The 25,682-nt window shown below is 66.0% G+C and carries 21 protein-coding genes and 1 tRNA gene; 11 read left to right on the forward strand and 11 right to left on the reverse strand.

Annotation, left to right across the window (positions count from 1 at the left end; all coding sequences use genetic code 11):
• Window positions 1–36 precede the first annotated feature (36 nt).
• Entirely contained in the window at window positions 37–3,318 is a 3,282-nt protein-coding gene (locus tag ABW18_RS14590) for an AfsR/SARP family transcriptional regulator (RefSeq protein WP_049699677.1), read from the reverse strand.
• Window positions 3,319–3,408: 90 nt separating this feature from the next.
• On the opposite strand from ABW18_RS14590, the gene ABW18_RS14595 reads away from it, so the two are divergent.
• Window positions 3,409–3,924, forward strand: coding sequence for an SRPBCC family protein (locus ABW18_RS14595; RefSeq protein WP_049699678.1), 516 nt, complete (start codon window positions 3,409–3,411; stop codon window positions 3,922–3,924).
• A 26-nt stretch (window positions 3,925–3,950) separates the two neighbouring features.
• Here ABW18_RS14595 and ilvA read toward each other — a convergent pair whose 3' ends face one another.
• From ilvA to ABW18_RS14610, 3 genes are all read right to left on the reverse strand, one after another.
• Window positions 3,951–5,147: a threonine ammonia-lyase gene (ilvA, locus tag ABW18_RS14600; RefSeq protein ID WP_049699679.1), complete on the reverse strand. Its 1,197-nt coding sequence runs from the start codon at window positions 5,145–5,147 to the stop codon at window positions 3,951–3,953.
• A gap of 76 nt (window positions 5,148–5,223) precedes the next feature.
• Window positions 5,224–6,378 carry a cystathionine gamma-synthase gene (locus ABW18_RS14605; RefSeq protein WP_049699680.1) on the reverse strand — a complete coding sequence of 385 codons (1,155 nt, stop codon included), beginning with the start codon at window positions 6,376–6,378 and terminating at the stop codon, window positions 5,224–5,226.
• Between the two features lie 33 nt (window positions 6,379–6,411).
• On the reverse strand, window positions 6,412–7,812 hold the full coding sequence (locus tag ABW18_RS14610; RefSeq protein ID WP_049699681.1) for a cystathionine beta-synthase: 1,401 nt from the start codon (window positions 7,810–7,812) through the stop codon (window positions 6,412–6,414).
• Window positions 7,813–7,874: 62 nt separating this feature from the next.
• On the opposite strand from ABW18_RS14610, the gene ABW18_RS14615 reads away from it, so the two are divergent.
• On the forward strand, window positions 7,875–8,795 hold the full coding sequence (locus ABW18_RS14615; protein WP_049699682.1) for an SGNH/GDSL hydrolase family protein: 921 nt from the start codon (window positions 7,875–7,877) through the stop codon (window positions 8,793–8,795).
• Window positions 8,792–9,550, forward strand: coding sequence for a LamB/YcsF family protein (locus ABW18_RS14620; protein ID WP_049699683.1), 759 nt, complete (start codon window positions 8,792–8,794; stop codon window positions 9,548–9,550). The genes ABW18_RS14615 and ABW18_RS14620 overlap by 4 nt, the downstream gene beginning before the upstream one ends.
• Here ABW18_RS14620 and ABW18_RS14625 read toward each other — a convergent pair.
• On the reverse strand, window positions 9,534–10,934 hold the full coding sequence (locus ABW18_RS14625; RefSeq protein ID WP_049699684.1) for an MDR family MFS transporter: 1,401 nt from the start codon (window positions 10,932–10,934) through the stop codon (window positions 9,534–9,536). The genes ABW18_RS14620 and ABW18_RS14625 overlap by 17 nt on opposite strands.
• 67 nt (window positions 10,935–11,001) lie before the next feature.
• Between ABW18_RS14625 and ABW18_RS14630 the strand changes: the two genes are divergently transcribed.
• Window positions 11,002–11,631 (forward strand): TetR/AcrR family transcriptional regulator, encoded by a 630-nt coding sequence (locus ABW18_RS14630; RefSeq protein WP_049699685.1) that lies wholly within the window; start codon window positions 11,002–11,004, stop codon window positions 11,629–11,631.
• Window positions 11,632–11,678: 47 nt separating this feature from the next.
• Window positions 11,679–12,902 (forward strand): acetyl-CoA C-acetyltransferase, encoded by a 1,224-nt coding sequence (locus ABW18_RS14635; RefSeq protein WP_049699686.1) that lies wholly within the window; start codon window positions 11,679–11,681, stop codon window positions 12,900–12,902.
• A gap of 74 nt (window positions 12,903–12,976) precedes the next feature.
• Here ABW18_RS14635 and ABW18_RS14640 read toward each other — a convergent pair whose 3' ends face one another.
• Genes ABW18_RS14640 through ABW18_RS14650 form a run of 3 tightly spaced genes read right to left on the reverse strand, consistent with a single transcriptional unit; the run spans window position 12,977 to window position 16,891 of the window.
• Window positions 12,977–13,840 carry a Bax inhibitor-1/YccA family protein gene (locus ABW18_RS14640; protein WP_049699687.1) on the reverse strand — a complete coding sequence of 288 codons (864 nt, stop codon included), beginning with the start codon at window positions 13,838–13,840 and terminating at the stop codon, window positions 12,977–12,979.
• A gap of 32 nt (window positions 13,841–13,872) precedes the next feature.
• A complete protein-coding gene (locus ABW18_RS14645; RefSeq protein ID WP_049699688.1) occupies window positions 13,873–14,616 on the reverse strand; it encodes a TetR/AcrR family transcriptional regulator in 744 nt (247 codons plus the stop codon).
• Complete coding sequence (locus ABW18_RS14650; protein ID WP_049699689.1) at window positions 14,570–16,891, reverse strand: MMPL family transporter; 2,322 nt, start codon at window positions 16,889–16,891, stop codon at window positions 14,570–14,572. The genes ABW18_RS14645 and ABW18_RS14650 overlap by 47 nt, the downstream gene beginning before the upstream one ends.
• A gap of 151 nt (window positions 16,892–17,042) precedes the next feature.
• On the opposite strand from ABW18_RS14650, the gene ABW18_RS14655 reads away from it, so the two are divergent.
• Together ABW18_RS14655 and ABW18_RS14660 are read left to right on the forward strand one after the other, a co-directional pair.
• Window positions 17,043–17,441, forward strand: coding sequence for a hypothetical protein (locus ABW18_RS14655; protein WP_049699690.1), 399 nt, complete (start codon window positions 17,043–17,045; stop codon window positions 17,439–17,441).
• Between the two features lie 83 nt (window positions 17,442–17,524).
• A tRNA-Leu gene (locus ABW18_RS14660) sits at window positions 17,525–17,598 on the forward strand.
• A gap of 80 nt (window positions 17,599–17,678) precedes the next feature.
• Here ABW18_RS14660 and ABW18_RS14665 read toward each other — a convergent pair.
• Both ABW18_RS14665 and ABW18_RS14670 read right to left on the reverse strand, forming a co-directional pair.
• Window positions 17,679–18,509 carry a sulfurtransferase gene (locus ABW18_RS14665; RefSeq protein WP_049699691.1) on the reverse strand — a complete coding sequence of 277 codons (831 nt, stop codon included), beginning with the start codon at window positions 18,507–18,509 and terminating at the stop codon, window positions 17,679–17,681.
• Window positions 18,510–18,547: 38 nt separating this feature from the next.
• Window positions 18,548–20,005 (reverse strand): dihydrolipoyl dehydrogenase family protein, encoded by a 1,458-nt coding sequence (locus ABW18_RS14670; RefSeq protein WP_049699692.1) that lies wholly within the window; start codon window positions 20,003–20,005, stop codon window positions 18,548–18,550.
• A gap of 89 nt (window positions 20,006–20,094) precedes the next feature.
• On the opposite strand from ABW18_RS14670, the gene ABW18_RS14675 reads away from it, so the two are divergent.
• From ABW18_RS14675 to ABW18_RS14690, 4 genes are all read left to right on the forward strand, one after another.
• The gene (locus tag ABW18_RS14675; protein ID WP_049699693.1) at window positions 20,095–21,612 is read left to right on the forward strand and encodes an alpha/beta hydrolase; all 1,518 of its coding nucleotides are present in this window, start codon (window positions 20,095–20,097) and stop codon (window positions 21,610–21,612) included.
• 76 nt (window positions 21,613–21,688) lie between these two features.
• Window positions 21,689–22,504, forward strand: coding sequence for a PE-PPE domain-containing protein (locus ABW18_RS14680; protein ID WP_083444413.1), 816 nt, complete (start codon window positions 21,689–21,691; stop codon window positions 22,502–22,504).
• Between the two features lie 31 nt (window positions 22,505–22,535).
• Window positions 22,536–22,760 (forward strand): hypothetical protein, encoded by a 225-nt coding sequence (locus ABW18_RS14685; RefSeq protein WP_049699695.1) that lies wholly within the window; start codon window positions 22,536–22,538, stop codon window positions 22,758–22,760.
• 154 nt (window positions 22,761–22,914) lie between these two features.
• A complete protein-coding gene (locus ABW18_RS14690) occupies window positions 22,915–24,456 on the forward strand; it encodes a phospholipase C (RefSeq protein ID WP_049699696.1) in 1,542 nt (513 codons plus the stop codon).
• Between the two features lie 5 nt (window positions 24,457–24,461).
• On the opposite strand, the gene ABW18_RS14695 is transcribed toward ABW18_RS14690, so the two are convergent.
• A complete protein-coding gene (locus ABW18_RS14695) occupies window positions 24,462–25,613 on the reverse strand; it encodes a TDT family transporter (protein WP_049699830.1) in 1,152 nt (383 codons plus the stop codon).
• Between the last annotated feature and the right edge of the window lie 69 nt (window positions 25,614–25,682).

Genomic DNA, 25,682 nt, shown 5'->3' on the forward strand with positions numbered 1-25,682 from the left:
GCCTGCCACGCGGCAGGCCCGTCGCTCTGTGTGATCTCAGGCGAGGCGGGGCGTCTTCGACGCAAGCAGTTCGACGAGTTCTTCGGTCGCGCGCCGCCGGGACATGCCCGGGATGTCGGCGGTGACGTCGTCCCACTCCTCCTGCGTCAGCTTCGACGCACCGACCAGGTCGGTCAACACTGCGTAATAGCCCGGATAATCGACGCGCGCCTTCAATCGTTTTCCGAGCATCAGGAGCCGAGCACCGTCGCGTCTGGTCTCACTCCTATCGCACAACACGTATCCCGTTGCGACCGCCAAATTCGCGGACTGCGGGATATCGTTCCACCCACTCGGCGACAGCGTCTCGACGACGCCCGACGCCAGTACCGGCAGCAACGCGCGTGCACGATCAAGCTGCCCGGTGCGCACCAGACCGATGGCGGCAACACCGATCAGCATCGCGGCCCCTGGGTCCCGTGCAGCCATCGGATGCTCACGCAACAGCAGGTCTCCCGCTCGGGCGAACAGCTCAGCGGCGTCGGCCAGATCGCCACGCGCGTAACGGAGTTCGCCGAAGGCCAACATCATTCCGGCAAACACTTCCGGGAACCCGCGCGGGTCGGGGTCATCGGGCGTCCAGCCGTCGGCAACGTGCACCAGTTGTTCTTCTGCGGCGTCGAGTTGGTCGAGGTTGATCAGCGTCACCGCAAGGTAACAGCGGGTCTGCATCTCGTCCTCGAAGGAACCGAGTCGCACAAGGTCGGCGATTCCGCCCCGATAAAAGTCAACGGCGGTAGACCAATTCGCCTGCTGACTGTGGATTCCGCCGAGACTCACCTGAGCCATCGCCGACATCCAGTGGTCACTCCCGAGCCGCGACCGCTTGCGCAGCGTCTCACCGTCGCGTTCCGCCTTATCCAGACGGCCGAGGTTCTCGGCGAGGTTCATCCGTCCGCCCAGCGCTGTCGTCGCCACCCGTTCGTCGGGGCTCGTGGTGCCACGCACGACGTAGCGAATGGCCTCGGTCGTACTCCGGCTCAGCACACACGCCGTCATCAGTTCGGTCGGCTCGAGATAGATCCGATCGGGATTGTGCAGTCGTCGCAGGTAATACCGCGCACGTGCGAGCTCTCGAAGGTCTTGGCGCAGCATCTGATGCGTCATCGACGCGAGAACCGTTGCCTGCCAATCACGTCGACGCTCGTCTGAAAGATCGCGCGGTGGCGTCGGCAACACGTCGATCAGCCGCGACCCCCAGTTCATGATCTCCGCGTGCAGGCCCCGCGCCATCCAGAACCCGGCGAGGATGGGAAAGATCCGCACCGCGCAGTCGACGGCGTCGGCCACCTCTGAGTCGTCCTTCTCGCCGTGCGCGATCAGCTCCGTGCAGTGGCGGAGCACCCAGACGAGGTTGTCGACGTCGGCGGCAACACGGGTCATCAACCCTGCGTCCACGCCCGACTCATACCCGGTAACCATCTCCGACGCAACGGATCTGGCCCACTTGCGCATTGCGGAGTTGACCTCCGACGACAGCCCCGGCTCCGCGGCGAGCTTCTCCTCGCCGAACTCGCGCACCATCTCCAGCATCCGGTAGCGCACCCGACCGTCGGCCTCGATCACGGTCAGCAACGACTGATTGACCAGCGAGGCGAGAGTGTCGTCGAGCCGAAAACCGCGATAGCCCAGCACGATTCCCGCCGCGTCGGCCGTGAACCCGGCCGGGAATCTACACAGCCGACGCAACGCCTCACGCGCATCGTCGTCGAGAAGGTCCCAACTCCAATCGATCACGGCCCGCAACGTGCGGTGCCGGTCCGGAGCGCTGCGGTCCGTCCCGCGAAGCAGTGCGAATCGCTCCGCCAACCGATCGGTGATCTCCTCGACCGTCATGGTGCGAATTCGGGCTGCCGCCAACTCGATTGCCAACGGTAGGCCGTCGAGATGTCGGCACAGTCGCGCGACGGATTCGTGTGGCAGATCGGCGTCGGGCCGCACCGCGCGGGCTCGGGTGACGAACAGTTCGACGGCGGCACCGTCGTCGGTGACATCGAGTGTCGGCAATCCGAAGATCTGCTCGGCGGGCAGCATCAGCGGGGATCGACTGGTGACCAGGATCTTCAACGACGAGTCGGCAGCGAGCAGATCGGCCACCAGGCGCGCGCACCGCTCGATCACCTGCTCGCAGTTGTCCAGGATCAACAGCGCGCCCCGCCCGCGCAGCGCGTCGATCAATCGGTCCTGCAGATCACCTGTCGGCGCGATGCGCGGTCGCGCGTTGGTACCGAGGTCCGACTCACCGACGCCGAGCGTCGCAGCGATGGCAGGCACCACGTCGTCGTCGTTGCGGATCGGTGCGAGCGGAACGTAGTAGACAGATGATCCCTCGTCGACGAGCCGGTGCCCGACGCGGTTGGCCACCCGCGTCTTACCCACTCCGCCCGGCCCCTGAATGGTGACGACGCGATTCGCCTTCAGTTGCTCGAGAATCGACGCGACGTCGCCCTCACGCCCGATGAGGTCGCTCGTCTCCACCAGCAGACCCGTCTGCATACTCGAGCGTCGGGCGCTCGGAGCGGGGCGTCGAACATCGAGGTCTCCCTCGGCGAGCAGCGCGTTGTGGAACTCGGTGATCGTCGGACCGGGATCGACGCCCAACTCCGTCGATAGTCGACGGCGCAGTGCGGCGTACACGGCGAGCGCATCGGCGACGCGTCCCTCACCGGCGAGCGCGCGCATCAGATCCAGCGCAGCCGTCTCATCCAATGGGTCACGAGCACAACGTCGTTCAGCGATCTCGCGCGCCGTGGAGTAGTCGCCGGAATTCATCGCGGCCGCGCTGCGAGCACGGTTGAACGCGTCCTCCGCGTGTCCCGCCCGTGCGCGGATCTCGCCGATCAGCGATGCCGCCTCGACGCCGAGGTCATCTCCTGGCTCGCCACGCCACCACGACGCGGCGTCGTCGAGCGCGGTCACGGTTCCCTGCGCGATGAGTTCTTCGACGATCTCGATGTCGGTGCGTCCGCCGATCAAGCGATACCCGCTGCCCGACGCCTCGAGGCGCCCGGCCCCGAGGACGGTCCGCAGCCGGGAGATCTGGGTGTGCAGTGCCGCCCCGGGTGACCGTGGCGGATCGTCGCCCCACACATCGTCGATGAGCCGCTCTGCCGAGCGAGTGCGCCCTCCGGCCAGCGCCAGCGACGCCAACAGCCGCTTTGCGCGGATGCCCGGAACCGTCACCAGATCATCCGGCGTCACCGGCGAATCCGGCGCCGCGGACACGCCGGTGGCGACGGGACCGAGCAGACCGATCACGGTGGTTGCGGGGACGGACACTGTGCCAGATTAGCCCCGCGGTGCATATCGAGAGCGTCCGCGCTGGACGTATCGCCGAAAGACGGTGCGGCGCCGTGCTTGAATGGCACGATGGCTCGCAGCTACGCACTCGACTCGTTCGACCTCGACTTCTTCGACACGGCACCGGTGAGCTATCGCATCGACGTCAACCTGCCGGTCACACCCGAACGCGCGTGGGCAGAGCTGACGCGCCAACACACCCTCGACTGGTGCCGGGCGATCAGGGGTATCGAGTTCACCTCGCCGCCGCCATACGGTGTCGGCACGACCCGTCAGGCCAAACTCGGCCCAGGCGTGGCACTCTCCGAGTACTTCTTCGACTGGGTCGAGGAGCCGGCAGAACACCACTACCGCAACGCATTTCGCGGAGAATCGGTGACCGTACCCGGCCTGTCGCGGTTCGGAGAACTGACCGAGGTCAGCAGCGCCGACGTCGGCTGCCGCCTCGTGTGGCGCTTTGCTCTCGAACTCGCGACCGGAGCCAAGCCGGTCAGGCTGTTCAGCGGGCCGACAGCGGCGTCGGTGTTCAAGACGGTCGAAACCGACACCCTGCGCCACTTCTCGACACTGCGTCCGCAGACCTGATCCGACGCCGGTCGCCGAAAACCCCGTCAGCGCAGGAAGCCTGCATCGGCGAGAGCGGCACGCACAGCCTCCTGGTGCTCTGCGCCCCTGGTCTCGGCGCTGACCGTCACCTGCACCTCGCCGAGCTGTAGGTCGTCGGCAACACGCGAATGCACGACGTCGACGACGCTCGCCCCCTGCTCACGCAATAGTTCGAGCAGCGAGATGAGGCCACCCGGGCGGTCGGGAATCGTGGCGGTGACCGTCAGGAAACGACCGGACGCGGTCAGTCCCGCGGTGGTCACGTGGCTGAGCACGAGGGGGTCGATGTTCCCGCCGGAGGTGACGACGCAAATCGGTCCCGGCAGATCGAGGTCGAGACTCATCAGCGCGGCTACTCCCGCGGCGCCCGCGGGTTCGACGAGCAGCTTCGCGCGCTCGAGCAGCAGGAGCAGCGCGGTGGCCAACTGCCCCTCGTCGACCGTGACCACGTCGTCGACCAACTCACGGACATGGGCGAACGGAACGTCGCCGGGCAGCGCGACGGCGATCCCGTCGGCCATCGTCGACATGTGGGTCGCCGCAACGGGCATGTCCTCCTGCAGCGAGGTCGGCCATGCCGCTGCCTGCGCTGCTTGGACACCGATGATCCGGACGTCGGGTCGCCGTGCCTTCACCGCGGCAGCGATCCCGGCGAGCAGCCCACCTCCGCCGAGCGGGACGACGATCGAACCGACGTCGGGCATCTGCTCACAGATCTCGACGCCGACGGTCGCCTGCCCCGCCACGATGTCGCGATGATCGAACGGGTGGATCAGCGTCGCACCGGTCTCTTCGGCGAAAGCTCGTGCGGCGACCAGTGATTCGTCGATCGTCTCACCGACGAGCACGACCTCTGCCCCATATGCCTTGGTGGCGGCCAACTTCGGTAAGGCGGCGCCCACCGGCATATAGACGCGCGAGGTGATGCCGAGGTGGGCCGCCGACCATGCCACTCCCTGTGCATGATTGCCGGCACTGGCCGCAACGACGCCCGCGGCACGCTCCTCGGGCGTGAGCCGCGAGATCCGGTAGAACGCGCCGCGAGGCTTGAACGATCCTGTGCGCTGCAGGTTCTCGCACTTGAGCCAGACGTCGGAGCCGCTGCGCTCGGACAACACCCGCGACGCCACCATCGGAGTGCGGCGCATCACGGGCGCCAACACCATCGCGGCGTCGTCGATCTCGGCTTGTGTGATCAGCATAATGAGCGTCAACGTACGCGGTTGCAATGCCTCACGCAGCGCAACCTGCGGCGGTCCCGAATACCAGCGGTCCGACCTACTGCAGCGCCTGCTCCAGGTCGGCGAGGATGTCGTCGATGTCCTCGATGCCGACGGACAGGCGCACCAGGTTCTCGGGCACCTCGAGCAACGACCCGGCGGTCGAGGCGTGGGTCATCGCACCGGGATGCTCGATCAGCGATTCGATGCCGCCCAACGATTCGGCGAGCGTGAACACCTCGGTGCGGGCGCAGAATTTCTTGGCGTCCTCGATGCCGCCGGACACCAACACCGAGACCATCCCGCCGAAGCGCTTCATCTGCTTGGCGGCGACCTCGTAACCGGGATGCGAGGGATCGCCCGGGTACAGCACGCGCTCGATCTTGTCGTGGCGGTTGAGGTACTCGGCGACCTTCTCGGCATTGTCGCAGTGCCGCTCCATCCGGACCGCGAGCGTCTTGATGCCACGCATCGTCAGGTAGGCATCGAACGGACCCGGCACAGCGCCCGCACCGTTCTGCAGGAACGCGATGTCGGAGTCGAGTTGCTCGTCGTCGGTGACCAGGGCGCCACCGACGACATCGGAGTGGCCGCCGAGGTACTTGGTCGTGGAGTGCAGTACGACGTCGGCACCGAGTTCCAGCGGACGCTGCAGGTACGGCGTCGCAAAGGTGTTGTCCACCACCAGTTTTGCCTTCGCCTCGTGCGCGATCTCACCGAGACGGGCGATGTCGCCGACGTTCAGCAGCGGATTGGTCGGTGTCTCGACCCACACGAGCTTGGTCTTCGGGGTGATCGCCGCTCGTACCGCGTCGATGTCGCTGACCGGTGCCACCGAGTAGTCGATGCCCCACTGGGTGAAGACCTTGTCGATCAGGCGGAAGGTGCCGCCGTAGGCGTCGTTCGGGATGACGAGGTGGTCGCCGGGACGCAACGACGCGCGCAGCATCGCGTCGGTGGCTGCCATGCCGGAGGAGAATCCGCGCCCGTACGTTCCGCCCTCGATCGCGGCGATGTTCGCCTCGAGCGCTCGACGCGTCGGATTTCCGGTACGCGCGTACTCGAATCCGTCACGCAGACCGCCGACGCCGTCCTGGGCGAACGTCGAACTCGCGTAGATCGGGACGTTCACCGCGCCGGTCTGCGGGTCGGGGTCGTAGCCTGCGTGGATGGCTTCGGTGGAAAAGCCGCGTGGACGCTGGTACTTCTTCACGTGAGAACTCCTCGCTGAGTGGGTATCTGGACGCTAACCGGCGGTGATCGTCGGATGAGTGCTGACGAACGCCAGCAGATCGTGTCGGGTGATGACACCGATCGGCTTTCCGTCCTCGACGACCATGAGTGCGTCGGACTCGCCGAGCGCCTTGGTCGCCGCGGACACGGGCTCACCGGAACCGATGAGCGGGAACGGATCTCCCATGTGCGCAGACACGGGATCGGCGAGGTTCGCACGACCCTCGAACACCGCGGAGAGCAGATCACGTTCGGTGACCGCGCCTGCGACCTCGCCCGCCATCACCGGCGGCTCGGCGCCGACGACCGGCATCTGCGACACCCCGTACTCACGGAGGATCTCGATCGCGTCGCGCAGGGTCTCCTGCGGGTGGGTGTGCACGAGGTCGGGCAGCGTACCGGTCTTGCCGCGCAACACATCTCCCACGAGAGGCTCCGGCTTGCCCCCGTCGAGCGGGGTACGAAGGAATCCGTAGCTGCTCATCCACTCGTCGTTGAAGATCTTGGCCATGTAGCCGCGCCCGCCGTCGGGAAGCAGAACCACGACGACGGAGTCGGGTCCCTCCCGTTGCGCCACCTGCAGTGCCGCGACGACCGCCATGCCGCAGGAACCGCCGACGAGCAGACCCTCCTCACGGGCGAGGCGTCGGGTCATGTCGAACGAGTCGGCGTCGGAGACCGCGATGATCTCGTCGGGGATGCTCGGGTCGTACGCGGTGGGCCAGAAATCCTCACCGACGCCCTCGACGAGGTATGGCCGCCCGGTGCCGCCGGAGTACACCGATCCCTCGGGGTCGACGCCGACGACCTTGACCTTGCCGCCGGATACCTCCTTGAGATACCGGCCGGTGCCGGTGATGGTGCCACCGGTGCCGACGCCCGCGACGAAGTGGGTGATCGTGCCGTCGGTGTCGCGCCAGATCTCCGGGCCCGTGGTCTCGTAGTGACTCTGCGGACCCGCGGGGTTGGAGTACTGGTTGGGCTTCCACGCACCGTCGACCTCACGCACCAGACGATCGGAGACGCTGTAGTAGCTGTCGGGGTGCTCGGGCGGGACGGCTGTCGGGCACACGACGACCTCGGCGCCGTAGGCACGCAGGACGTTGCGCTTGTCCTCGCCGACCTTGTCGGGGCACACGAAGATGCACTTGTATCCGCGCTGCTGCGCGACGAGCGCCAGCCCGACACCGGTGTTGCCCGACGTCGGCTCGACGATCGTGCCGCCGGGCTTCAACTCCCCCGACTTCTCCGCGGCGTCGACCATCCGCACGGCGATACGGTCTTTGCTGCTGCCGCCCGGGTTGAGGTATTCAACCTTGGCCGCGACCAGCCCCGATCCGGGCGAGGTCACCGAGTTGAGCTTGACCAGTGGTGTGTTGCCCACCAGGTCGACGACGTGATTGGCGATGCGCATACCTCTATGGTCCCAGAGCGTCGCAAGCCGTCCACATTCGACTTGCCGCTAAGCTGGGACGCGTGTCCGATTCGCGTCACGTCCTCCGCGATGTCGGTGCCGCAGCGACCGCGACGGCCGCGGGGGCCGGCGCCACCTGGGCGGCATACAACGTGCTGGTCTGGCAGGCACAACAAGCCAGGACCACCATCCCCCACCGCACCGACAACGCCCCCAACGGCGACGGCATCTACCTGCCGGACGGCGGCGGCCCACTGCGCGTCACCCGCGACTCCACCGCCGACCTGCACCTGACCGTGTTCGGCGATTCGACGGCCGCCGGACTCGGCGTCGAGTCGGCAGACGACACCCCCGGCGTGCGTGTCGCCCGTCGCGTCGCAGCGGATACCGGTCGGGCGATCCGCTACAGCAACAAGGCCATCGTCGGGGCGACGTCGAAGGGCCTGGCCGCGCAGATCGACGCGATGCTGATCGCGGGACTTCGACCCGACGTCGCGGTCGTCCTGGTCGGCGCCAACGACGTGACCGCGACCAACGGCATCCGGGCCTCGGCGAATCGCTTGGGCGCCGCGGTTCGGCGACTGCGCGAGACCGGTGCCGTGGTCGTTGTCGGCACCTGCCCGGACTTCGGCGTGATCACCGCGATCCCGCAGCCGCTGCGGTCGGTGTTGCGTGTCTGGGGCTTGCGGCTCGCCGCCCGCCAGGCGGCAGCGGTACGTAGTGCAGGAGGCGTCGCCGTTCCGCTGGCCGACCTGCTCTCCGAGGAGTTCAAGGCCAAGCCCGACCACATGTTCTCTCCCGACCAGTTCCACCCGTCCGCCGCCGGATACGAACTCGCCGCGGCAATCCTCACTCCCCCGGTCCTCGAAGAGATCGGCGAGTGGGGGCCTGCACCGCTACCCGAGCCGCCCGAGTTGTCCGAGACCGTGCCCGCCAGCAAATTCATGTCCCGCCTGCTGCGGCGCGCACGGACCGTCGAATGACGCGCATCGATCTCAACAGCGACGTCGGCGAGTCGTTCGGCCGCTGGGAACTCGGCGACGACGACGCCGTACTCGAGGTCGTCAGCAGCGCCAACGTCGCCTGCGGTTTCCATGCGGGCGATCCGAGCACGCTGGCACGAACATGTCGAAGCGCGCTCGCGAACGGTGTCCGCATCGGCGCACAGGTCAGCTATCGAGACCTCGCGGGCTTCGGGCGGCGGTTCGTCGACGCCACGCTCACGGAGTTGACCGACGACGTCGTCTATCAGATCGGCGGGCTACAGGCCATTGCTCGCGCCGCCGGAGCCACGGTCAGCTACGTCAAACCGCATGGGGCGCTGTACAACACGGCCGTCCATCACGAAGTGCACGCGCGCGCCGTCGTCGACGCCATCGCCGCGGTCGATCCAGCTCTTCCCGTACTCGGCTTGCCGGGGTCGCTGCTGCTCGAGATCGCCTCGGATCGCGGAATCGGCGTTGTCCGAGAAGCTTTCGCGGATCGCGCCTACCACTCCGACGGCACCTTGGTCTCCCGGCGCGAACCGGGCGCAGTGCTCGACGATCCGACGGTGGTCGCCGGGCGGGTGCTGCGCATGGTCTCCGACGGCGTCGTCGACTCCGTCGAAGGCGACACGATACGGATCGACGTCGACTCGGTGTGTCTGCACGGCGACAGTCCCGCCGCTGTCGCGATGGCGGTGGCAACCCGCGAACTGCTGACCGCCGAGGGCATCGAGATCACGCCGTTCTCGTGAGCGTAGGCCGCGACGGCAGCATGAGCGCGAGCACCGCGCCCACCAGTGCGAACACCACCGACCACCAGAAGGCTTCCGAGAAGCCCGCTGCCACCGAGGCCGCCGACATGACCACGACGGCGAGGATCGCGGTTCCGAAGGAGCCGCCGAGTTGCTGGGTGATCCGGGTGAGCATGCTGGTGTCCTGACGCGCGGAGTCGGGGACGCCGATGAAGCCTGCAGCCATGATCGGCGACAACAACAAACCGAGTCCGAGTCCGCGGAACAGCAGGGCGATCATCAACCAGATCACCGAGGTTCCCGCATCGGCGAACGCGAACGGCACGGTGGCGGCCGCGACGATCACGAACCCGCACGCCGCCACCCAACGCCCGCCGAACCGGTCGGTCAACTTTCCCGCGACTCCGCGGGTCACGAACGCTCCGACGCCCTGCGGGATCAGATAGAGCGCTGCCCGGAGCACCGAATCGCCGAACACCTGCTGAAAGAACAAGGGCAGCAAGAACATTGCTCCAAACGATGCGATGCCGAACGCGAACAGTCCGGCCGACGACGCGGCAACTGCGCGATGAGCAAGAATCCGGATGTCGACGATCCCCTGGCGCGCAGACACCAGGCTGCGCACCACGAAGACTCCCAGCGTGATCACGCCGACGATCAGCGGAATCATCACGCTCCGACTGACGAAGCCTGCATGGGCGTTGGAGAGTCCGAGCAGGATCAGCGCCAAACCCGGTGCGAGAAGCAGCAATCCGACGACATCGAGGTGAGCGTGGTGGTCGTCGGCGCCGCGGGTGCGGTCGTCGTCGGGGATACGCCGCGCGAGATAGAGCGCGACGGCCACGATCGGGACGTTGATCAGAAAGAGCCAACGCCAGTTGAGCCAGTTCAGGATCACGCCGCCGAGCACGGGACCCAGGATCGGGCCCAGCGCGGTCGGCATCGACACCAGAGCGATGACCTGCCCGAGCGCCACTCCGCGACTCGCCGACACCAGGATCGACATCATCAGCGGCATGATCAGGCCGGCGCCGAGGCCCTGCAGAACGCGAAATGCGATGAGCGACGGCGCATCCCATGCCATCGCGCACAGGACCGAGCCGAGCAGGAAGATCAGCAGCCCCGCGATCCAGGCGACGCGTGACCCGAATCGCGTTGCCGCCCAACCCGCCAACGGCACCGCGACGGCGAGCGCCAGGAGGTATCCGGTACTGACCCACTGGATCGTCGACACCGGAACGTCGAGGTCTCGGCCGAGCGTCTCGAGCGCGATGGTGGTGATCGTGGTGTCGAGGATCGGTGCGATCAGACCGATGATCACGGCCCACGCGACACGGCGCGTCGCGGGATCGATGGTCTGCGCCGGGGACGCTGTTGCCGTCATGGGAACCCCCTTAAGAATCAGTTGTGTATCTTATTGCGACGATAGGCCGACGCGATAAGATACGCAAGTGGATCTTGACCACCGGGACACCAACCCCACGCGACGCCGCGGCGCCGAACTCGAGGCCGCCATCCTCGACGCCGCGTGGGAGCAGTTGCTCGACCGCGGCTACTCGGGGCTGACCTTCGAGGCTGTCGCCGAACGAGCGGGGACCAGCAGGCCCGTGCTCTACCGTCGGTGGGCGACGCGCGGTGACCTGCTGCGCGCTGCGATCTCCCATCGCGGGCGACAGGTCGAGGTAGTCGTACCCGACACCGGGAACCTGCGCGACGACGTCCTCGAAGCGCTGCGCGACATGAACAACAGTCGCGCAGATTTCGTGGTGATGATGGCGTCGAGTCTGGGCGAGTACTTCGCCGAGGGCGGCACCAATCCCCGCGAGGTTCGCGCGCTGTTCGTCGGCGATCGTGCGTCGACCATGGCCACCATCGTCGAACGCGCGATCGCTCGTGGCGAGGTGGACCCCGCGCATGTGACCGAGCGAGCCATGACACTGCCGGCCGACCTCTATCGATACGAGGTACTCATGTCCCTGAAACCCGTACCGGACGACGTCCTACGCGCCATCGTCGACGACGTCTTCTTGCCGCTCGTCCAACCGGATACCGCATCGAAGGCTCCGCGCTCCGACGAGTGACAAATCCGGCTCATCTGACACCCGGGCTGTCCAGTAACGTGTTTCACATGCCTGAAGCTGTCATCGTTGCCCATGCCCGCTCCCCGATCGGCCGTGCCGGAAAGGGATCCCTCAAAGACGTTCGTCCCGACGAACTCTCTCGCCAGATCGTCACCGCACTTCTCGCCAAGGTCCCCGAGCTCGACCCCAAGGAGATCGAAGACATCCACTGGGGAATCGGCCAGCCCGGCGGCCAGGGCGGCTACAACATCGCCCGCGTGCTCGGCGTCGAACTCGGCTTCGACCACATTCCCGGCGTCACCGTGAACCGCTACTGCTCGTCGTCGTTGCAGACCACCCGTATGGCCCTGCACGCCATCAAGGCCGGCGAGGGTGACGTGTTCATCTCCGGTGGCGTCGAGAGCGTGTCGAGCTTCGGCATCTCCGGCGGTGCCGACGGTGCGCCCGATTCCAAGAACCCGCTGTTCGACGAGGCGCTGGCCCGCACCGAGCGCAGCGCGGAGGGCGGCGCTCCCGCGTGGCACGATCCGCGCGAGGACGGCCTGATCCCCGATGTCTACATCGCCATGGGTCAGACCGCCGAGAACGTCGCGAGCTTTACCGGCATCTCGCGTGAAGACCAGGATCACTGGGGCGTGCGCAGCCAGAACCGCGCAGAAGAGGCCATCAAGGCCGGATTCTTCGAGCGCGAGATCGACCCGATCACGCTGGCCGACGGCACCGTCGTCAGCACCGACGATGGCCCCCGGCCGGGCACGACCTACGAGAAGATCTCGCAGCTCAAGCCCGTCTTCCGCCCCGACGGCACCATCACGGCCGGCAACGCCTGCCCGCTGAACGACGGCGCGGCCGCGTTGGTCATCATGAGCGACACCAAGGCCAAGGAACTCGGCCTGACCCCGCTCGCACGCGTCGTCGCCACGGCCGCGACCGGACTCTCGCCGGAGATCATGGGCCTCGGCCCCATCGAGGCCGTGCGCAAGGTGCTTCGCGTCGCAGGCAAGTCGATCTCCGACATCGACCTGTTCGAGATCAATGAGGCATTCGCCGTCCAGGTCATCGGTTCGGCAAACGAGCTGGGCATCGACCACGACAAGCTGAACGTGTCCGGCGGTGCCATCGCGCTCGGCCACCCGTTCGGAATGACCGGTGCACGTATCACCACCACGCTGCTCAACAACCTGCAGACCTACGACAAGACGTTCGGCATCGAGACGATGTGCGTCGGCGGCGGCCAGGGCATGGCGATGGTGCTCGAGCGCCTGAGCTGACCAGACCCCCAACACAGCACCGAGGCCCTGCACTCACGGAGAGTGCAGGGCCTCGGTGTATGAGGGGGCCGAAACTAGTTGTTGGAGTTGAAGTAGCTCAGCAGACGCAGGATCTCGACGTAGAGCCAGACAAGGGTGACCGTCAGGCCCAGCGCGACGCCCCAGCCCGCACGGGCAGGTGCGCCGGCACGGATCAGGCGATCCGCGGCGTCGAAGTCGAGGAGGAAGCTGAACGCCGCCAACGCGATGCAGACCAACGAGAAGATGATCGCGATCGGACCGCCGTCGCGCAGCACTCCGGCACTGCCGGTGAACAGACCGATGATCAGGTTGCCGATCATCAGCACCATCACACCGATGAGTCCGGCGAACAGCATGCGCGTGAAGCGCGGAGTCACTCGGATGGCGCCGATCTTGTAGACCAGCAGCATTCCGAAGAACACGCCGAACGTGCCGAGAACCGCCTGGCCGATCAGCGCGCCCGCACTGGTGTCTCCACTGACCATCCAGTTCGCGAACACGAACGAGATCGAACCGACGAACAGTCCCTCGAAGGCCGCGTAGGCGAGGACGATCGCAGGATTGTCCTGCTTACGACCGAACGAGGCGACCAAGACGAGCACGAGGCCCACGATCGCGCCGATACCCATGAGGGGCCCGGCCAACGCGTTGTTGTAGCTGCTGAGGACGTAGCTGAGGATTGCCGTGACCGTCAGCACGCCGAGCGTGATCGCCGTCTTGGTCACGACGTCGTCGATGGTCAGTTGGCGTCCGGCGGCCTGCGGGGGCGCGTACTGCGGCGGGACCTGCTGACCGTACTGGTTGTACATCGCGGCTTGCCCGGCCCCGGCCATGTTCGACCCGAAGCCGGCGTAGCCGCCGGGATTCTGGTTATCGCGGACGACGCCGCGCATCACCGGGTTACTGCTGTCTCGCACAGGTGCTCCTTATTATGGACGTGTACGTCTCATCAACGGGGATCGACCCGTTCGAGTTCCGACTTTACCTTCTCTTGACCAATTGAGGGATTCGACGGCGTACTCAGTGAGTCGAGGAACACTCGAACCTCGTCGGGTGACTCGTACTCACGGATGGACAGCACCGCTCGCCCCAGACAGATCGAGCGAAGGGTCTGCGCGGCAACGGCGAAGTCATCGCCCCAGCCCAGGCCAGGCTTTGCGATCATCAGCGACGCCACGCCATGCGCAGCGGTCCATAGTTCGAGGACGACGTCGCCGACCTCGTCGGGGGCGAAAATGCCCGCTTCTGCGAGTTCGCTGACAGTTCCGGTGAATCGCACGAACGCCGACGCCGCGAGCACCTCGTCGACCTTGCTGCGCTCGGCAACGGGCGAGACGTGATGGAAGGCCTCCCGGTAGAGGACCGGCGTGTCGACCGCGAACCGCACGTAGGCGATGCCCATCTGCAGGGCTCGTTCCAGCGGATCGTCGACTCCCTCCGACGCCGCGGCCAGTTCCTTGTCGAGACTCTCGAAGTATCGGGCGCAGACGGCTTCGAGGAGTGCGTCCTTGTCGTCGAAGTGCAGATAGATCGACGGCGGGGTGACTCCAACCCGGTCGGCGACCGCCCGGATCGATACCGCCGATGCGGCTTCGGAGTCGAGCAGAAGTGACGTGGCGGCGTCGATGATCTCGTCGGCCAGCAGTTCACCCGACCCGCGGGGCGAGCGGCTCCTGCGGCTGGTCCGTGTCACTGTTCTCCTGCGTAGTCGTCTCGTTCTTGTTGGTCTCTCGCGTGCCCGGCGGCTCGTCGTCGATCTCCTCGGACAGTCCGAAGCGGTCATGCAGGCGACGTAGCGGTGCGGGTGCCCACCAGTTCACCCGCCCGGCGAGGCGCATGAACGACGGAACGAGCAGCATCCGGATGAGGGTGGCATCCATCAGCACCGCAAGCGTGAGTCCGACACCGAACATACGCATGAACGACACCTCCGACGCTGCGATTCCCGCGAACACGATGCTCATCAGTAGCGCTGCGGCAGTGATGACGCGACCGGTCCTGGCAATGCCGAGCGCGACTGCCCGGTCGTTGGCCGCGCGCGACCTGTCCGACGCGAGCCACGATTCGCGAATCCGGCCGAGCAGGAACACCTCGTAGTCCATGGACAACCCGAACGCGATGCAGAACATCAGCACCGGCATCGTCGCCGCGAGATACCCGGTTGACGTGGTGCCCAATCCGCCGAGGTGACCCTCCTGGAAGAACCACACCATCGCGCCGAACGTCGCCGACAGCGACAACACATTCAGCACCAACGCCTTCAGCGGGAGAACAACGCTTCCGGTGAAGAGGAACAGCAGCACGAACGTCGCGATCGCGATCACCCCGAGCACCCACGGCAAGTGCGCATAAATGGAGTCGACGGTGTCGACGTTGGTCGCCGCGGAACCGGTGAACTTCACTGTCAGGCCCGCGGGCACCGGCACGTCTCGGAGCTGAGCCAGTTGATGCTCGCCCGCGGGCCGCATCGGTTCAAGGTTGGTGGCGACCGTGATCACTCCGACGTCGCCGCGTTGGTCCGCGGGATTCGCCGGGGCAACAGCTCTTCCGTCGACGAAGGTTCCGCCTGCCCCCGACACCGAGTTGACGTCGGCAACCCGCGACAACTCCTGCGAATACGCCGCCCTCGTCTGTGCGGAGACGTCTCCGGTCGCGACAACGGTGACCGACGACGAGAGGTTCTGGTCGAAGTCGTCGCGGATCTCCTGCTGGATCTGATGCGCGCTGGCGCTGGTGGGCAGCACGCGATCGTCGGGGAAGCCGAACTTGATGGACAGGAACGGAGCACCGAGAACCAGCAGGAAGACGACGACCGTCGCGCCGACCGGCGCGGCCCGTTTCAGCACCCACGACGCCGCGCGGTACCACCAACCCTCTTCGACCGGGCGTGGAGTCGGCTCAGGACGGCCCAGCAGCTTGCGCACACCGCGGCGCACGTCGAGGGAGTCGATCCGGTCGCCGAGGAGCATCAGCACCGCGGGCGTGATCACCAGCGACGTCACGGCGGCGATCACCACGACGCCGACTCCTGCGTACGCGAAGGAACGCAGGAAATACATCGGGAAGATCGCCAGTGCGGCAAGCGCGAGAGCAACGGTCACCGCCGAGAACGCGACGGTGCGTCCCGCCGTCTGCATCGTGCGCAGGATCGCCGACGCTCTGTCACGGCCGCCGGCGACTTCTTCGCGATACCGCGTCACCAGCAACAGCGTGTAGTCGATCGCGAGCGCCAAACCCATTGCGGTGGTGAGGTTCAACGCGAAGATCGACACGTCGGTGGCGGTGCCTATCAGACGCAGTAACGCGAACGTCAGCACGATCGCGATGATGCCGACGCCGATCGGCAGCATCGCCGCGATGACGCCCCCGAATACGACGATGAGCACGAGGAAGCTGATGGGGATCGCTATCGCCTCGGCGACGGCGAGGTCGCGCGTCGTCTGCTCGTTGACCTGCTGGAAGACCATGCCCTGGCCACCGACGCGGACCGTGATGCCGTCGCGGGTGCCCTCGAATCGGGAGGCGACCTCCTTGGCATGCGCAGGCGCCTCGGCTTCCCCGCCGTCGAGCGTGGCGATGATCAGCGCCGAACTACGATCCTTGCTGACCAAGCCGGACGCGAGCATCGGGTCCTGCCACACCGACAGAATCGGTTGCTGCACATAGGGAAGGGCGTCGAGTTCGGAGACGATCGACTTGCCGACCGCGGCGGCCCGCTGGTCCTTCTCCATGTCGGTGCCGGCGGGCGCGTCGAGTTTGATGACGACCTGCAGGCCCCCGCGCTTGAACGTGTCGTCGATTTGCTGCGACGCCTGCGCCGACTCGCTGTTCGGATCGGAATACCCGCCTGCCAGCAGGTGCTGGGATGCCGACGCTCCGTAGATTCCGCAGAGCACGAGGAACAGGAACGCCAGTGCGAGAACACGTTTGGGCGCAGATATGGCCACACGGGTAAGTCTTGCCAACATGCGAGTCCCCTAGCGCGTCGCGGTCACTTACCCGCGTTAAGTTATCGGCAGTAAGTCAGCGAGTCAAGAGTGTGTCGGCTGATTGGGGGAGCCGCTGATCCAGCTCTCATCGGCCACGGTGAGAAGGCAGCCTGTTCGGCTACCATGAGGTGTGGTTTACCTCTCACTTGCTCTCGCCGCCGTCGCGGTCGGAGCGTGGGTGCTGTCGTACCACCGATCGTCACAGGCGCGCCGCAGCCCCGACCTGTTCATCGCACTCTCCGAGCTCAACGACTCGAGGTCGGACCATCAACGGCACGCGGCAGAAGTCATCGACGAAAAGCATCACCTCGAGGCGCGCGCGGGCTGGCCGTCGGCCGTGATCGGACTGCTGTCAGTGATGGCTGTGGTGTTCATGGTCCAAGACCCGTCGAGCACCGTCAACGGAAACAGACTTGTGTGGATGACCAGCGAACTGCTGGTGATCGCACTGATCTCAGCAGTGTGGACGGTGTGGTGCGTTCAGCGCGCGGCGCGGCTGACGGTGCGCCAGGCCGGCCTCCACCGATAGTCGCGACACCTCGATCCACGGCCCCCCTTCCCGCACGGGTTTGGTTCGATCGGGCAGAGGCCGCATGGCATGCTTGTCGACGCGCCCCTATAGCCCAATTGGCAGAGGCAGCGGACTTAAAATCCGCACAGTGTCGGTTCGAGTCCGACTGGGGGCACCCGTCGAAAGTTGCGTGGGATCCTCGGGGGCATTTTTGCACCCCTAGATCCCACGCAACAGATCCCACGCAACTCGACGTCAGCTGGTCGTCAGCGGCCGCGTCGGGTCGGATGTCCACGCGTTCATCGAGCCGTCGTAGACCGCAGCGTCGTCGCGTCCGACTGCGGTGAGCGCGAAAGCTGCTGCGGTGGCAGCGATTCCACCTCCGCAGTAGGTGACGGGTCGCACCGAATCGTCGAGGGCGCCCACGGCGTCGAAGATCGCCCGCAGCGCGGGCACGTCTTTCAGCTTGCCCCGCTCGTCGACCAGCTCGCCGAAGGGCACATTGACGCTTCCGGGAATGTGGCCTGCCGCGAAGGTGTCGCGGTCGAGGGCGTTGATCAGTAGCACGGTCGAGTCGTCGACGTCGGTGACCACCTCGTCGGTGGTCTCGATGCGCTCCTCGCGCCGCTGCGCTGTGAATTCAGCTGGCGGATAAGTTGATTCGCCACGGTCGACGGAGAAGCCCGCGTCAACCCACGCCTGCAGGCCGCCGTCGAGCACGGCCACGTTGTCGAAGCCCTCGAAACCGAACTGCCACCACAGTCTGGTCGCCCAGATCCCGTTCTCCGAGTCGTAGACCACGACGCGCGAGTCGTCGCCGACACCGGCCGCACCCACGGCCGCCGCGAACTGTTCCGACGACGCGACGGCGAACGGCGCATCCCCGTCGGGATCGGTGAGCGCGGTGAGTTGATCGACGAACACCGCGCCGGGAATGTGCCCGGCCAGATATGAAGCCTGCCCAGACTCGATCTGCGGTGCTCCGTCGCCGAACCGGAGATGAACGGTCGCGTCGACGACGCGCAGCTTGGGATCATCGCCCAGATCGCGCAGGTCAGAAGCAGTGATGAGATGTGGCGTGCCCATACCCCGACACTACCGGCGGCCGCGCACATCTCCGCCGATCAACTCTGCTTTCCGCGCAGGTTCTCGAGGAGCCTGAGCCAGATCTCGCTGATCGTGGGATACGACGGGACCGCGTGCCACAGCCTTTCCACGGGCACCTCGCCGACGACGGCAACGGTGGCCGAATGTACGAGCTCCGCGATGTCGGGTCCGACAAACGTGGCTCCCACCAACACATTTCGCGCGCGGTCGATGACGAGGACCGCATGGCCCCTGTAGTTCTCACGGGCGAGGGCCGACCCCGCGACCTCGATATCGAGTTCGGAGGTGACGACATCGATGCCAGCGTCGCGGGCGCCACGCTCGGTCAGTCCGACCGACCCTACCTGCGGCTCGGTGAACACCACCTGGGGCACAGCGGCATGGTCGGCGGTGGCCAGATATCGCTCACCGTCGAGCGAACGCCCTTCTGCGCGCGCGGCGATCACGTCACCCGCGACCCTCGCCTGGTACTTACCCATGTGCGTCAGTGGCGCGCGACCGTTGACGTCGCCGACCGCGTACAGCCAATCGTGCCCGGCGACATTGAGGTGATCGTCGACGTCGAGCTCGGCCTTGGGGTCGATGCCGAGCGCGTCCAGTCCGACGCCGACGGTGCGCGGGCGTCGACCTGCCGCGACGAGAATCTCGTCGACCTCGAGTCGGTCGGTGACATTGCCGGCGTGGTCAGCGAGTTCGACGACAGCGGGCCCACCGTGCACTCGCCCGTAACCCGTGTCGTCAACCTCCGGCCGCGCCACCGATCCGAACGTCGTGCCGAAGCGGATGTCGACTCCCCGCTCACGCAGACCCGATGACACTCGTTCCCCGACAAAGGGTTCCATCGATGGAAGCAGCGAATGGCCGCGCACGACCATCGTGACCACACTCCCGAGCTCGGCGAGCCAGGTCGCCGCCTCGCAGGCAACAACTCCCCCACCGAGCACCGCGATGCGCGCAGGAATCTCGACGAGATTCGTCGCATCACGCGACGTCCACGGCGCAGCGTCGACAAGCCCGGGGATCGGTGGAATCGAGGCATCGCTTCCCGTCGCCAAGACCACCGCCTCGGTGGCGTGCAGGCGTCGACCATCGACCTCGACCTCCCGCTCACCCACCAGCTTGCCGACGCCGCGCACCACGTCGATGCCCGCGCCACGCGCCCAGTCGACCTGCGACGAGTCGTCGCGCTTATGGGTGATCGAGTCGCGCCACGCCAGCAGACGGCCGGGTTCGGGCTGATCGTCGACGACCCGAGTCCGCGAACCGGGCAGCCCCGTCGCGGCCTCGAGCGCTGCGCCGGCCCCCAACAACGCCTTGCTCGGCATGCACGCCCAGTACGAGCATTCGCCGCCGACGAGCTGACCCTCGATGAGCACCGCACGTCGAGCGCTTCCACGGATTGCGTAGTCGGCGGCGTTCTCACCCGCAGGCCCAGCGCCGATCACGATGACGTCGTAGGTGTCGGTATCTGCCATGAAATCCACGGTAGCCCCGGGCGGATGTAACAGTCGCTGCCCGCAGAACGACCACTAACACATCGGGGTCCGTACACCGCAGGAGACTCATGCCCATTTCACCCGAATCCGCTGCCGGCGATCCTCGCGATCAGTGGATCAGCTACGACGCCTCACTTGCCGACGAGCCGACGCCTCCGGGGCACCAAACCCCTGGTCCACGCCGAATCCGACGCAGGCTCGTCGGCCTCGCCACGGTGCTCACGCTGACGGCAGCCCTCCTGGGTCTGAGTGCGGTGATCGGCAAGGACGACCGCGCGTCGGCGCTCGTCGGACACCCCGAGGTCCTGCGTGACGGCTGCAAGTGGGACTCGTCGGGAAACTACGTCCAGAACTGCAAAGTTTGGTCGAAGTCACAAAACAAGTGGATCGTCGTGCAGATCCGAGCGTCGAACGGCAGCAACAAGGGCGTGTACCTGCTCGACGGCATGCGTGCCCGCGACGACCGCTCCGCGTGGACCACCGATGTCCAGGCCGCCAAGGTGTACGACGGTAAGAGCGACACGACGTTGGTCATGCCCGCCGGCGGGGCGTCATCGTTCTACACCGACTGGGACGCCGGAGCAGGCGACAAGAACGTCACCATCAAGCAGGAGACCTTCCTCACCGACGAACTGCCCGCATACCTCGCCACCAACTTCGGCGTGAGCCGGTCGAACAACGCGATTGTCGGGCTGTCGATGTCCGCTGGGCCCGCAGTCACGCTCGCCGAGCGGCATCCCGAGCAGTTCAAGGTCGTGCAGGCGATGTCGGGCTACTACCAAACCGACAATCCGATCGGCGCGCTCGGAGTGCTGGCGACGCAGACACTCGTCTCCAACTACACCAACGGGATCGTCAACATGTGGGGCGCGCCGGGAAGCGCACGGTGGACCGCGAACGATCCGTCGAAGAACATCGACAAGCTCAAGCAAAACGGTCAGACCCTGATCATCTCGTCCGGGAGCGGCTTTCCGAGTCCCGCCGACATGGCGAAGCTCTCGCAGTCGGATCTGATCAACGCCATCGCGTTGGAAATCCTGTCGGCCGTGTCGACGGTGCTCATGCAGTTGCAGCTCGCACAGGCCGGAGTGTCGGTGATCTCGCTTCCGAACTACGGAGTCCACAACTGGGCCAACTGGGATCGCGGTCTCGGAGCGGGCAAGAACGACGTCTTGACCGCACTCAACAAGACACCTGCGGTGACCGCGAAGACTCAGCTCGTCAGTGCTGCCGGATCGCCGGAACCCGACGGCGTGGCTAAGGCAACCGCAGCCGCGCGTGTCGCGGCGGCGAAGCCGGTACAAACCCCGGCTGTGCTCGCGGCGCTGGCGGCAAGTGAGTCGTCGAGTGCAAGCAGCTCTCCGTCTACCTCGACGCCGGCCTCGGCATCGGAGTCCGCCGAATCTTCTGCGTCCACAACCGAATCGACGACGGGCACTCCCTCCGAGGAGACCACGACGACCACTACCCCGGCCCCGTCAGGGTCCACCGAATCGAGCCCGAACACCTCCACGCCGGCACAGTCGACGACTCCCGAGTCGGCAACGACGACAACAACTACGACGGTGACCACACCGTCGGGGTAACGCTGCCGGCCCCTCCGACGACATAACATCTCGAACGTCCCACGCGCGATCTGACATTTCCAGGGGGGAAATCGCTATGCGCTCGAAGTTTGTCGTGTTCTTTTGCGCTCTATGCGTCGTGGTGCCGGGCATCTGGTTCGGCACCGCCACAGCGAAAGCTGACACGGGGGTCACGGTTCTCACCGTCGGACCGAATCCGAATGTGGTGTCGGCGCCGATGTCCACCGAGCTGCAGGGGGTCATGTGCAAGGCGCCCAACACGTGCAAATCGGTGTCGTATCAGACGTCGGGATGGTTGAGTTCGGTCATCAACAGCGGGGTCTCGGCGTTGTCTGCCGCGATCGCCGCGACACCGGGCAAGAAGGCCGTGATGGGATTCTCGCAGGGCGCTCTCGTCGCGTCAGAATGGCTCAAACGCTATGCGGGAAGCGCGACTTCGCCGGCGGCGTCGGACATGTACTTCGTGTTGCTCGGCAATCCGCAGCACCCACTCAATGGGCGTAACACGCTGCAGAAGACCGGGACCCCGACGCCGTACACGAAGTACACGACCGTCGACATCAGCCGTGAGTACGACGGCATGTCCGACTACCCGAACGACGTCGGCAACACACTCGCCGTGGCGACCTCGCAAGACGGCTACACGTCGATTCACCCGTACTACACCGGCGTCGACCCGAACGCGTCGTCGAATCTCGTGAAGCGGACGGGCAACTACACGTTTGTTCTCGTGCCGACCAGCTACCTCCCGCGCTACGAACGGATGCGCAACAGAGGTCTCAGCAAGCTCGCCGAGCAGGGCAACGCCACGTGGAAACCGGTCGTCGATCGCGGGTACAACCGGGCGGGCTTCACACAACTCGGGAACACCACCGTGGTGCCTGTCCGCTGAGGGATTCCACTCGAATGATGTACTCGAAGGCATGACGCCTTCGCCGAGTGCCCTGATCCTGGCAGCAGATCAGAGCGAGGTGGCAGTGCTCACGCTCGCCATCGCGCTTTACTCGGCGGCCATTCTCATCGGGATCGGCGTGGGCATCAATGCGGTCAACCGCAAGCGTCGACGCCTCGCCATCGCGATGGCGATATTCGTCGGGGTCCTGGTGGTGGCCGGCGTCGTCGTCGCGGTCATGAGCAGCATCCACTGACGGCCAACCCACTGTCCACCTGGTCGACGCCCTGCGTATGCACGAACACTCAACGGTTGTCACCGAGCGGGTTTAGACTTCGGCGGTTACGCTCTGCCGCCGGGGGACGCAGCCCGTTGACCCGACGGTGGAATCGACCTGGTCAGGGGTGTGTATGTCAGAGACGCCGTTCGGTGGTTTGAGTCGTCGCGAGTTCTTGTCGAGAGTTGCCGCGGTCGGCGGCGGCGCACTGCTCACGTCATGGGCAGCACCGATCATCGACAAGGCCTACGCCCAGGCCGACCCTGCGGGCACCGGGTCGCTCGACGACATCGAGCACATCGTGCTGTTCATGCAGGAGAACCGGAGTTTCGATCACTACTTCGGCACCTACTCGGGTGTTCGTGGATTCGGCGAGTCGACGCCGCTGTGGCGTCAACGCGGCTGGGCACCCGGCGTCGGACCGACCAAGTCGGGATACACGATGCCGTTCCGCCTCGACACCGAGAACGACGCCAACCTCGACGGCGAGTGCATCAACGACCCCGATCATTCATGGGCGGGGCTCCACCACGCCTGGAACGGCGGCCGCAACGACGGTTGGCTCCCGATGTCGATCGATTCGGTCGGCCCGGCCAACGCGCCTGCCCTCATGGGCTACTACGAGCGTGAGGACATCCCCGTCCACCGCACGCTCGCCGAGGCGTTCACCATCTGCGATGCCTACCACTGTTCGGTACTCGGACCCACCGACCCCAATCGACTGTACTGGATGAGCGCAACGCTCGACCCCGAGGGCACGCACGGTGGCCCACTTCTCGAAACACCAACGCTCATACCCAAATTCGCCTATAGCTGGCGCACCATGCCGGAGAACCTCAGAGACGCGGGCGTGAGCTGGAAGATCTACAACAACAAAGACCTCGGACCGGTCTCGTCGGTTGTCCTCGACGGCATGATGGGCTGTTTCAAGCAGGCGCAGAATCCCAACTCGGAGCTGGCTCGACGCGGTATCGACCCGACCTACCCGAACGACTTCCGCGCCGACGTCGCAGCCAACCGGCTACCCAAGGTGTCGTGGGTCGTCCCGCCGGCGATGGAATGCGAACATCCCGCGCTACCCGCGGCTTTGGGCGCTGTGGGCATTGTGCAACTGCTCGACATCCTGACGTCGAATCCCGCTGTCTGGGAGAAGACCGCGCTGATCATCAGCTACGACGAGAACGGCGGCTTCTTCGACCACGTCGTCCCGCCGACAGCTCCCCCCGGCACCAAAGGCGAGTACGTCAGCGTGCCCAACATCGGCAAAGTCTCGTCGTCGAAAGGCATCCGCGGGCCGATCGGACTCGGCTACCGCGTGCCGTGCTTCGTGATCTCCCCCTACAGTCGTGGTGGACTCGTCGCGCGCGAAACCTTCGACCACACTTCGCAATTGCGACTCATCGAGAAGCGCTTCGGCGTCGACGTCCCGAACCTGACCGCGTGGCGCAGGCAAACCGTCGGCGACATGACGACGGCGTTCGATTTCGCCCATCGACCGAACTCCGCGCGACCCCGCCTCGGCGACCCGAATCCCAAGGCGCAGAACGCCCTGCTGAAATGCGGCCCCAACATCGCTGCGGGTACGGCCGGGTACGGCAAGCCATACCCGGTGCCGCCCAACAGCATGCCGCGTCAGCAGCCCGGCACTCGTAGGTCGCCGAGCGGCATCGTCTGACACGCTCACGCTGCTGCCGGTAGACGTCCGTCGAGAACCGCCGCGACGGTCCGCGTGAACACGGTCGTCCATGCGGTGACGAGAACGCCGAGAAGCAACGCCGCGGCAATGCGAAACATGGTGGAGTCCAACGCTGTTCCCAGTGCTGCCAGGCCGGTCACGCAGGTGCCGATCGGAAAGGTGAAGCTCCACCACGTCAACGCGAACGGCATCGAACGACGAATGTTGTGCACGGTGACAGCAGTGGCGAGCGCGAACATCACCACGCCCAAGCCCGTCGCCGCGACCCCGTAACCGATACCGAAGACCCGCAGACCCGTTGCGATGGTGTGGGAATCGGACGAATGCCAGGCGAGTGCGGAGTCGGCATGAGCGGCAAGTGAATTCGCGGCCGTGACGGATTGACCTATGACGCCGAGCGTGATCCAGATCGTCGGCGTCGCACACCCGGTGGGCACGGTCCCGTGAACCAGGCGACCATAGATCATCGAGAGCGTGATCAGCCCCAGAAACAAGCTGAGTCCGAACAGCAAGTAGCACAACAGCAGAAAGCCCACTCGCCACTGCCCGGCCGGAACGTGGTCGACCAGCAGCGCGCCCGTCGTCGCCGACACCATCGGCGGGACGACCGGCATCAGCCATGCGGGTAGCGCGACGAGATCGGAGCGTCGTCGATGGCGCGTCATCATGAGAAACGGCACGGCGATCGCCGTCCCGAGCCCCAGGAGAGTCCCGACCGACCACAGCGCCGCGTCGACGACGACCGCCGCGTCAGTCCCGAGGATCGACGACCCGACAGTGATGGTGCCCGCTCCGACGGTCAGCAGCGCCATCGGGATCGCGCCGTAGAACTGAACCATCACGGGGTCGGCGGCGTAGCGTCGTGCCTGCTTCGGATGCCTTGCCCAATGCACACCGAAAGCCGCGGTGATCACCACAAGCAGCACCGCCGCGAGCAACCAGATCGCCGTCGCGAAGCCGCGGACCGCCGAGAGATCTCCGGCAACGCTGATCGCCGACGTCGCCACGATCCCCGTACCCATCACCGCCGCGAACCAGTTGGGCGTGATGTGAGCAAACGCTTCTGCGCGACGCTTCGCCGACGACCGGCTCAACGGAACGTCGGGGGCCAGCGGACGGTCGAGGATCTCGGTCATGATTCCCAGCATCGGCGTGCGGCCGACGTGCCGGAAGACGGCTCAGCATTGTGGGGTCACAAGCAGTGC

This window comes from Gordonia jacobaea (genome assembly GCF_001186365.1).
GTDB classification, from domain to species: Bacteria; Actinomycetota; Actinomycetes; order Mycobacteriales; family Mycobacteriaceae; genus Gordonia; species Gordonia jacobaea.

Coding starts and splice junctions, on each gene's coding strand:
- ABW18_RS14680 (WP_083444413.1), top strand. CDS start 21,689: ATGCGCTCGAAGTTTGTCGTGTTCTTTTGCGCTCTATGCGTCGTGGTG.
- ABW18_RS14675 (WP_049699693.1), top strand. CDS start 20,095: ATGCCCATTTCACCCGAATCCGCTGCCGGCGATCCTCGCGATCAGTGG.
- ABW18_RS14665 (WP_049699691.1), bottom strand. CDS start 18,509: ATGGGCACGCCACATCTCATCACTGCTTCTGACCTGCGCGATCTGGGC.
- ABW18_RS14695 (WP_049699830.1), bottom strand. CDS start 25,613: ATGACCGAGATCCTCGACCGTCCGCTGGCCCCCGACGTTCCGTTGAGC.
- ABW18_RS14670 (WP_049699692.1), bottom strand. CDS start 20,005: ATGGCAGATACCGACACCTACGACGTCATCGTGATCGGCGCTGGGCCT.
- ABW18_RS14610 (WP_049699681.1), bottom strand. CDS start 7,812: ATGCGCATCGCCAATCACGTCGTCGACCTGGTGGGCAACACACCACTG.
- ABW18_RS14685 (WP_049699695.1), top strand. CDS start 22,536: ATGACGCCTTCGCCGAGTGCCCTGATCCTGGCAGCAGATCAGAGCGAG.
- ABW18_RS14650 (WP_049699689.1), bottom strand. CDS start 16,891: ATGTTGGCAAGACTTACCCGTGTGGCCATATCTGCGCCCAAACGTGTT.
- ABW18_RS14595 (WP_049699678.1), top strand. CDS start 3,409: ATGGCTCGCAGCTACGCACTCGACTCGTTCGACCTCGACTTCTTCGAC.
- ABW18_RS14690 (WP_049699696.1), top strand. CDS start 22,915: ATGTCAGAGACGCCGTTCGGTGGTTTGAGTCGTCGCGAGTTCTTGTCG.
- ABW18_RS14620 (WP_049699683.1), top strand. CDS start 8,792: ATGACGCGCATCGATCTCAACAGCGACGTCGGCGAGTCGTTCGGCCGC.
- ABW18_RS14625 (WP_049699684.1), bottom strand. CDS start 10,934: ATGACGGCAACAGCGTCCCCGGCGCAGACCATCGATCCCGCGACGCGC.
- ilvA (WP_049699679.1), bottom strand. CDS start 5,147: ATGCTGATCACACAAGCCGAGATCGACGACGCCGCGATGGTGTTGGCG.
- ABW18_RS14635 (WP_049699686.1), top strand. CDS start 11,679: ATGCCTGAAGCTGTCATCGTTGCCCATGCCCGCTCCCCGATCGGCCGT.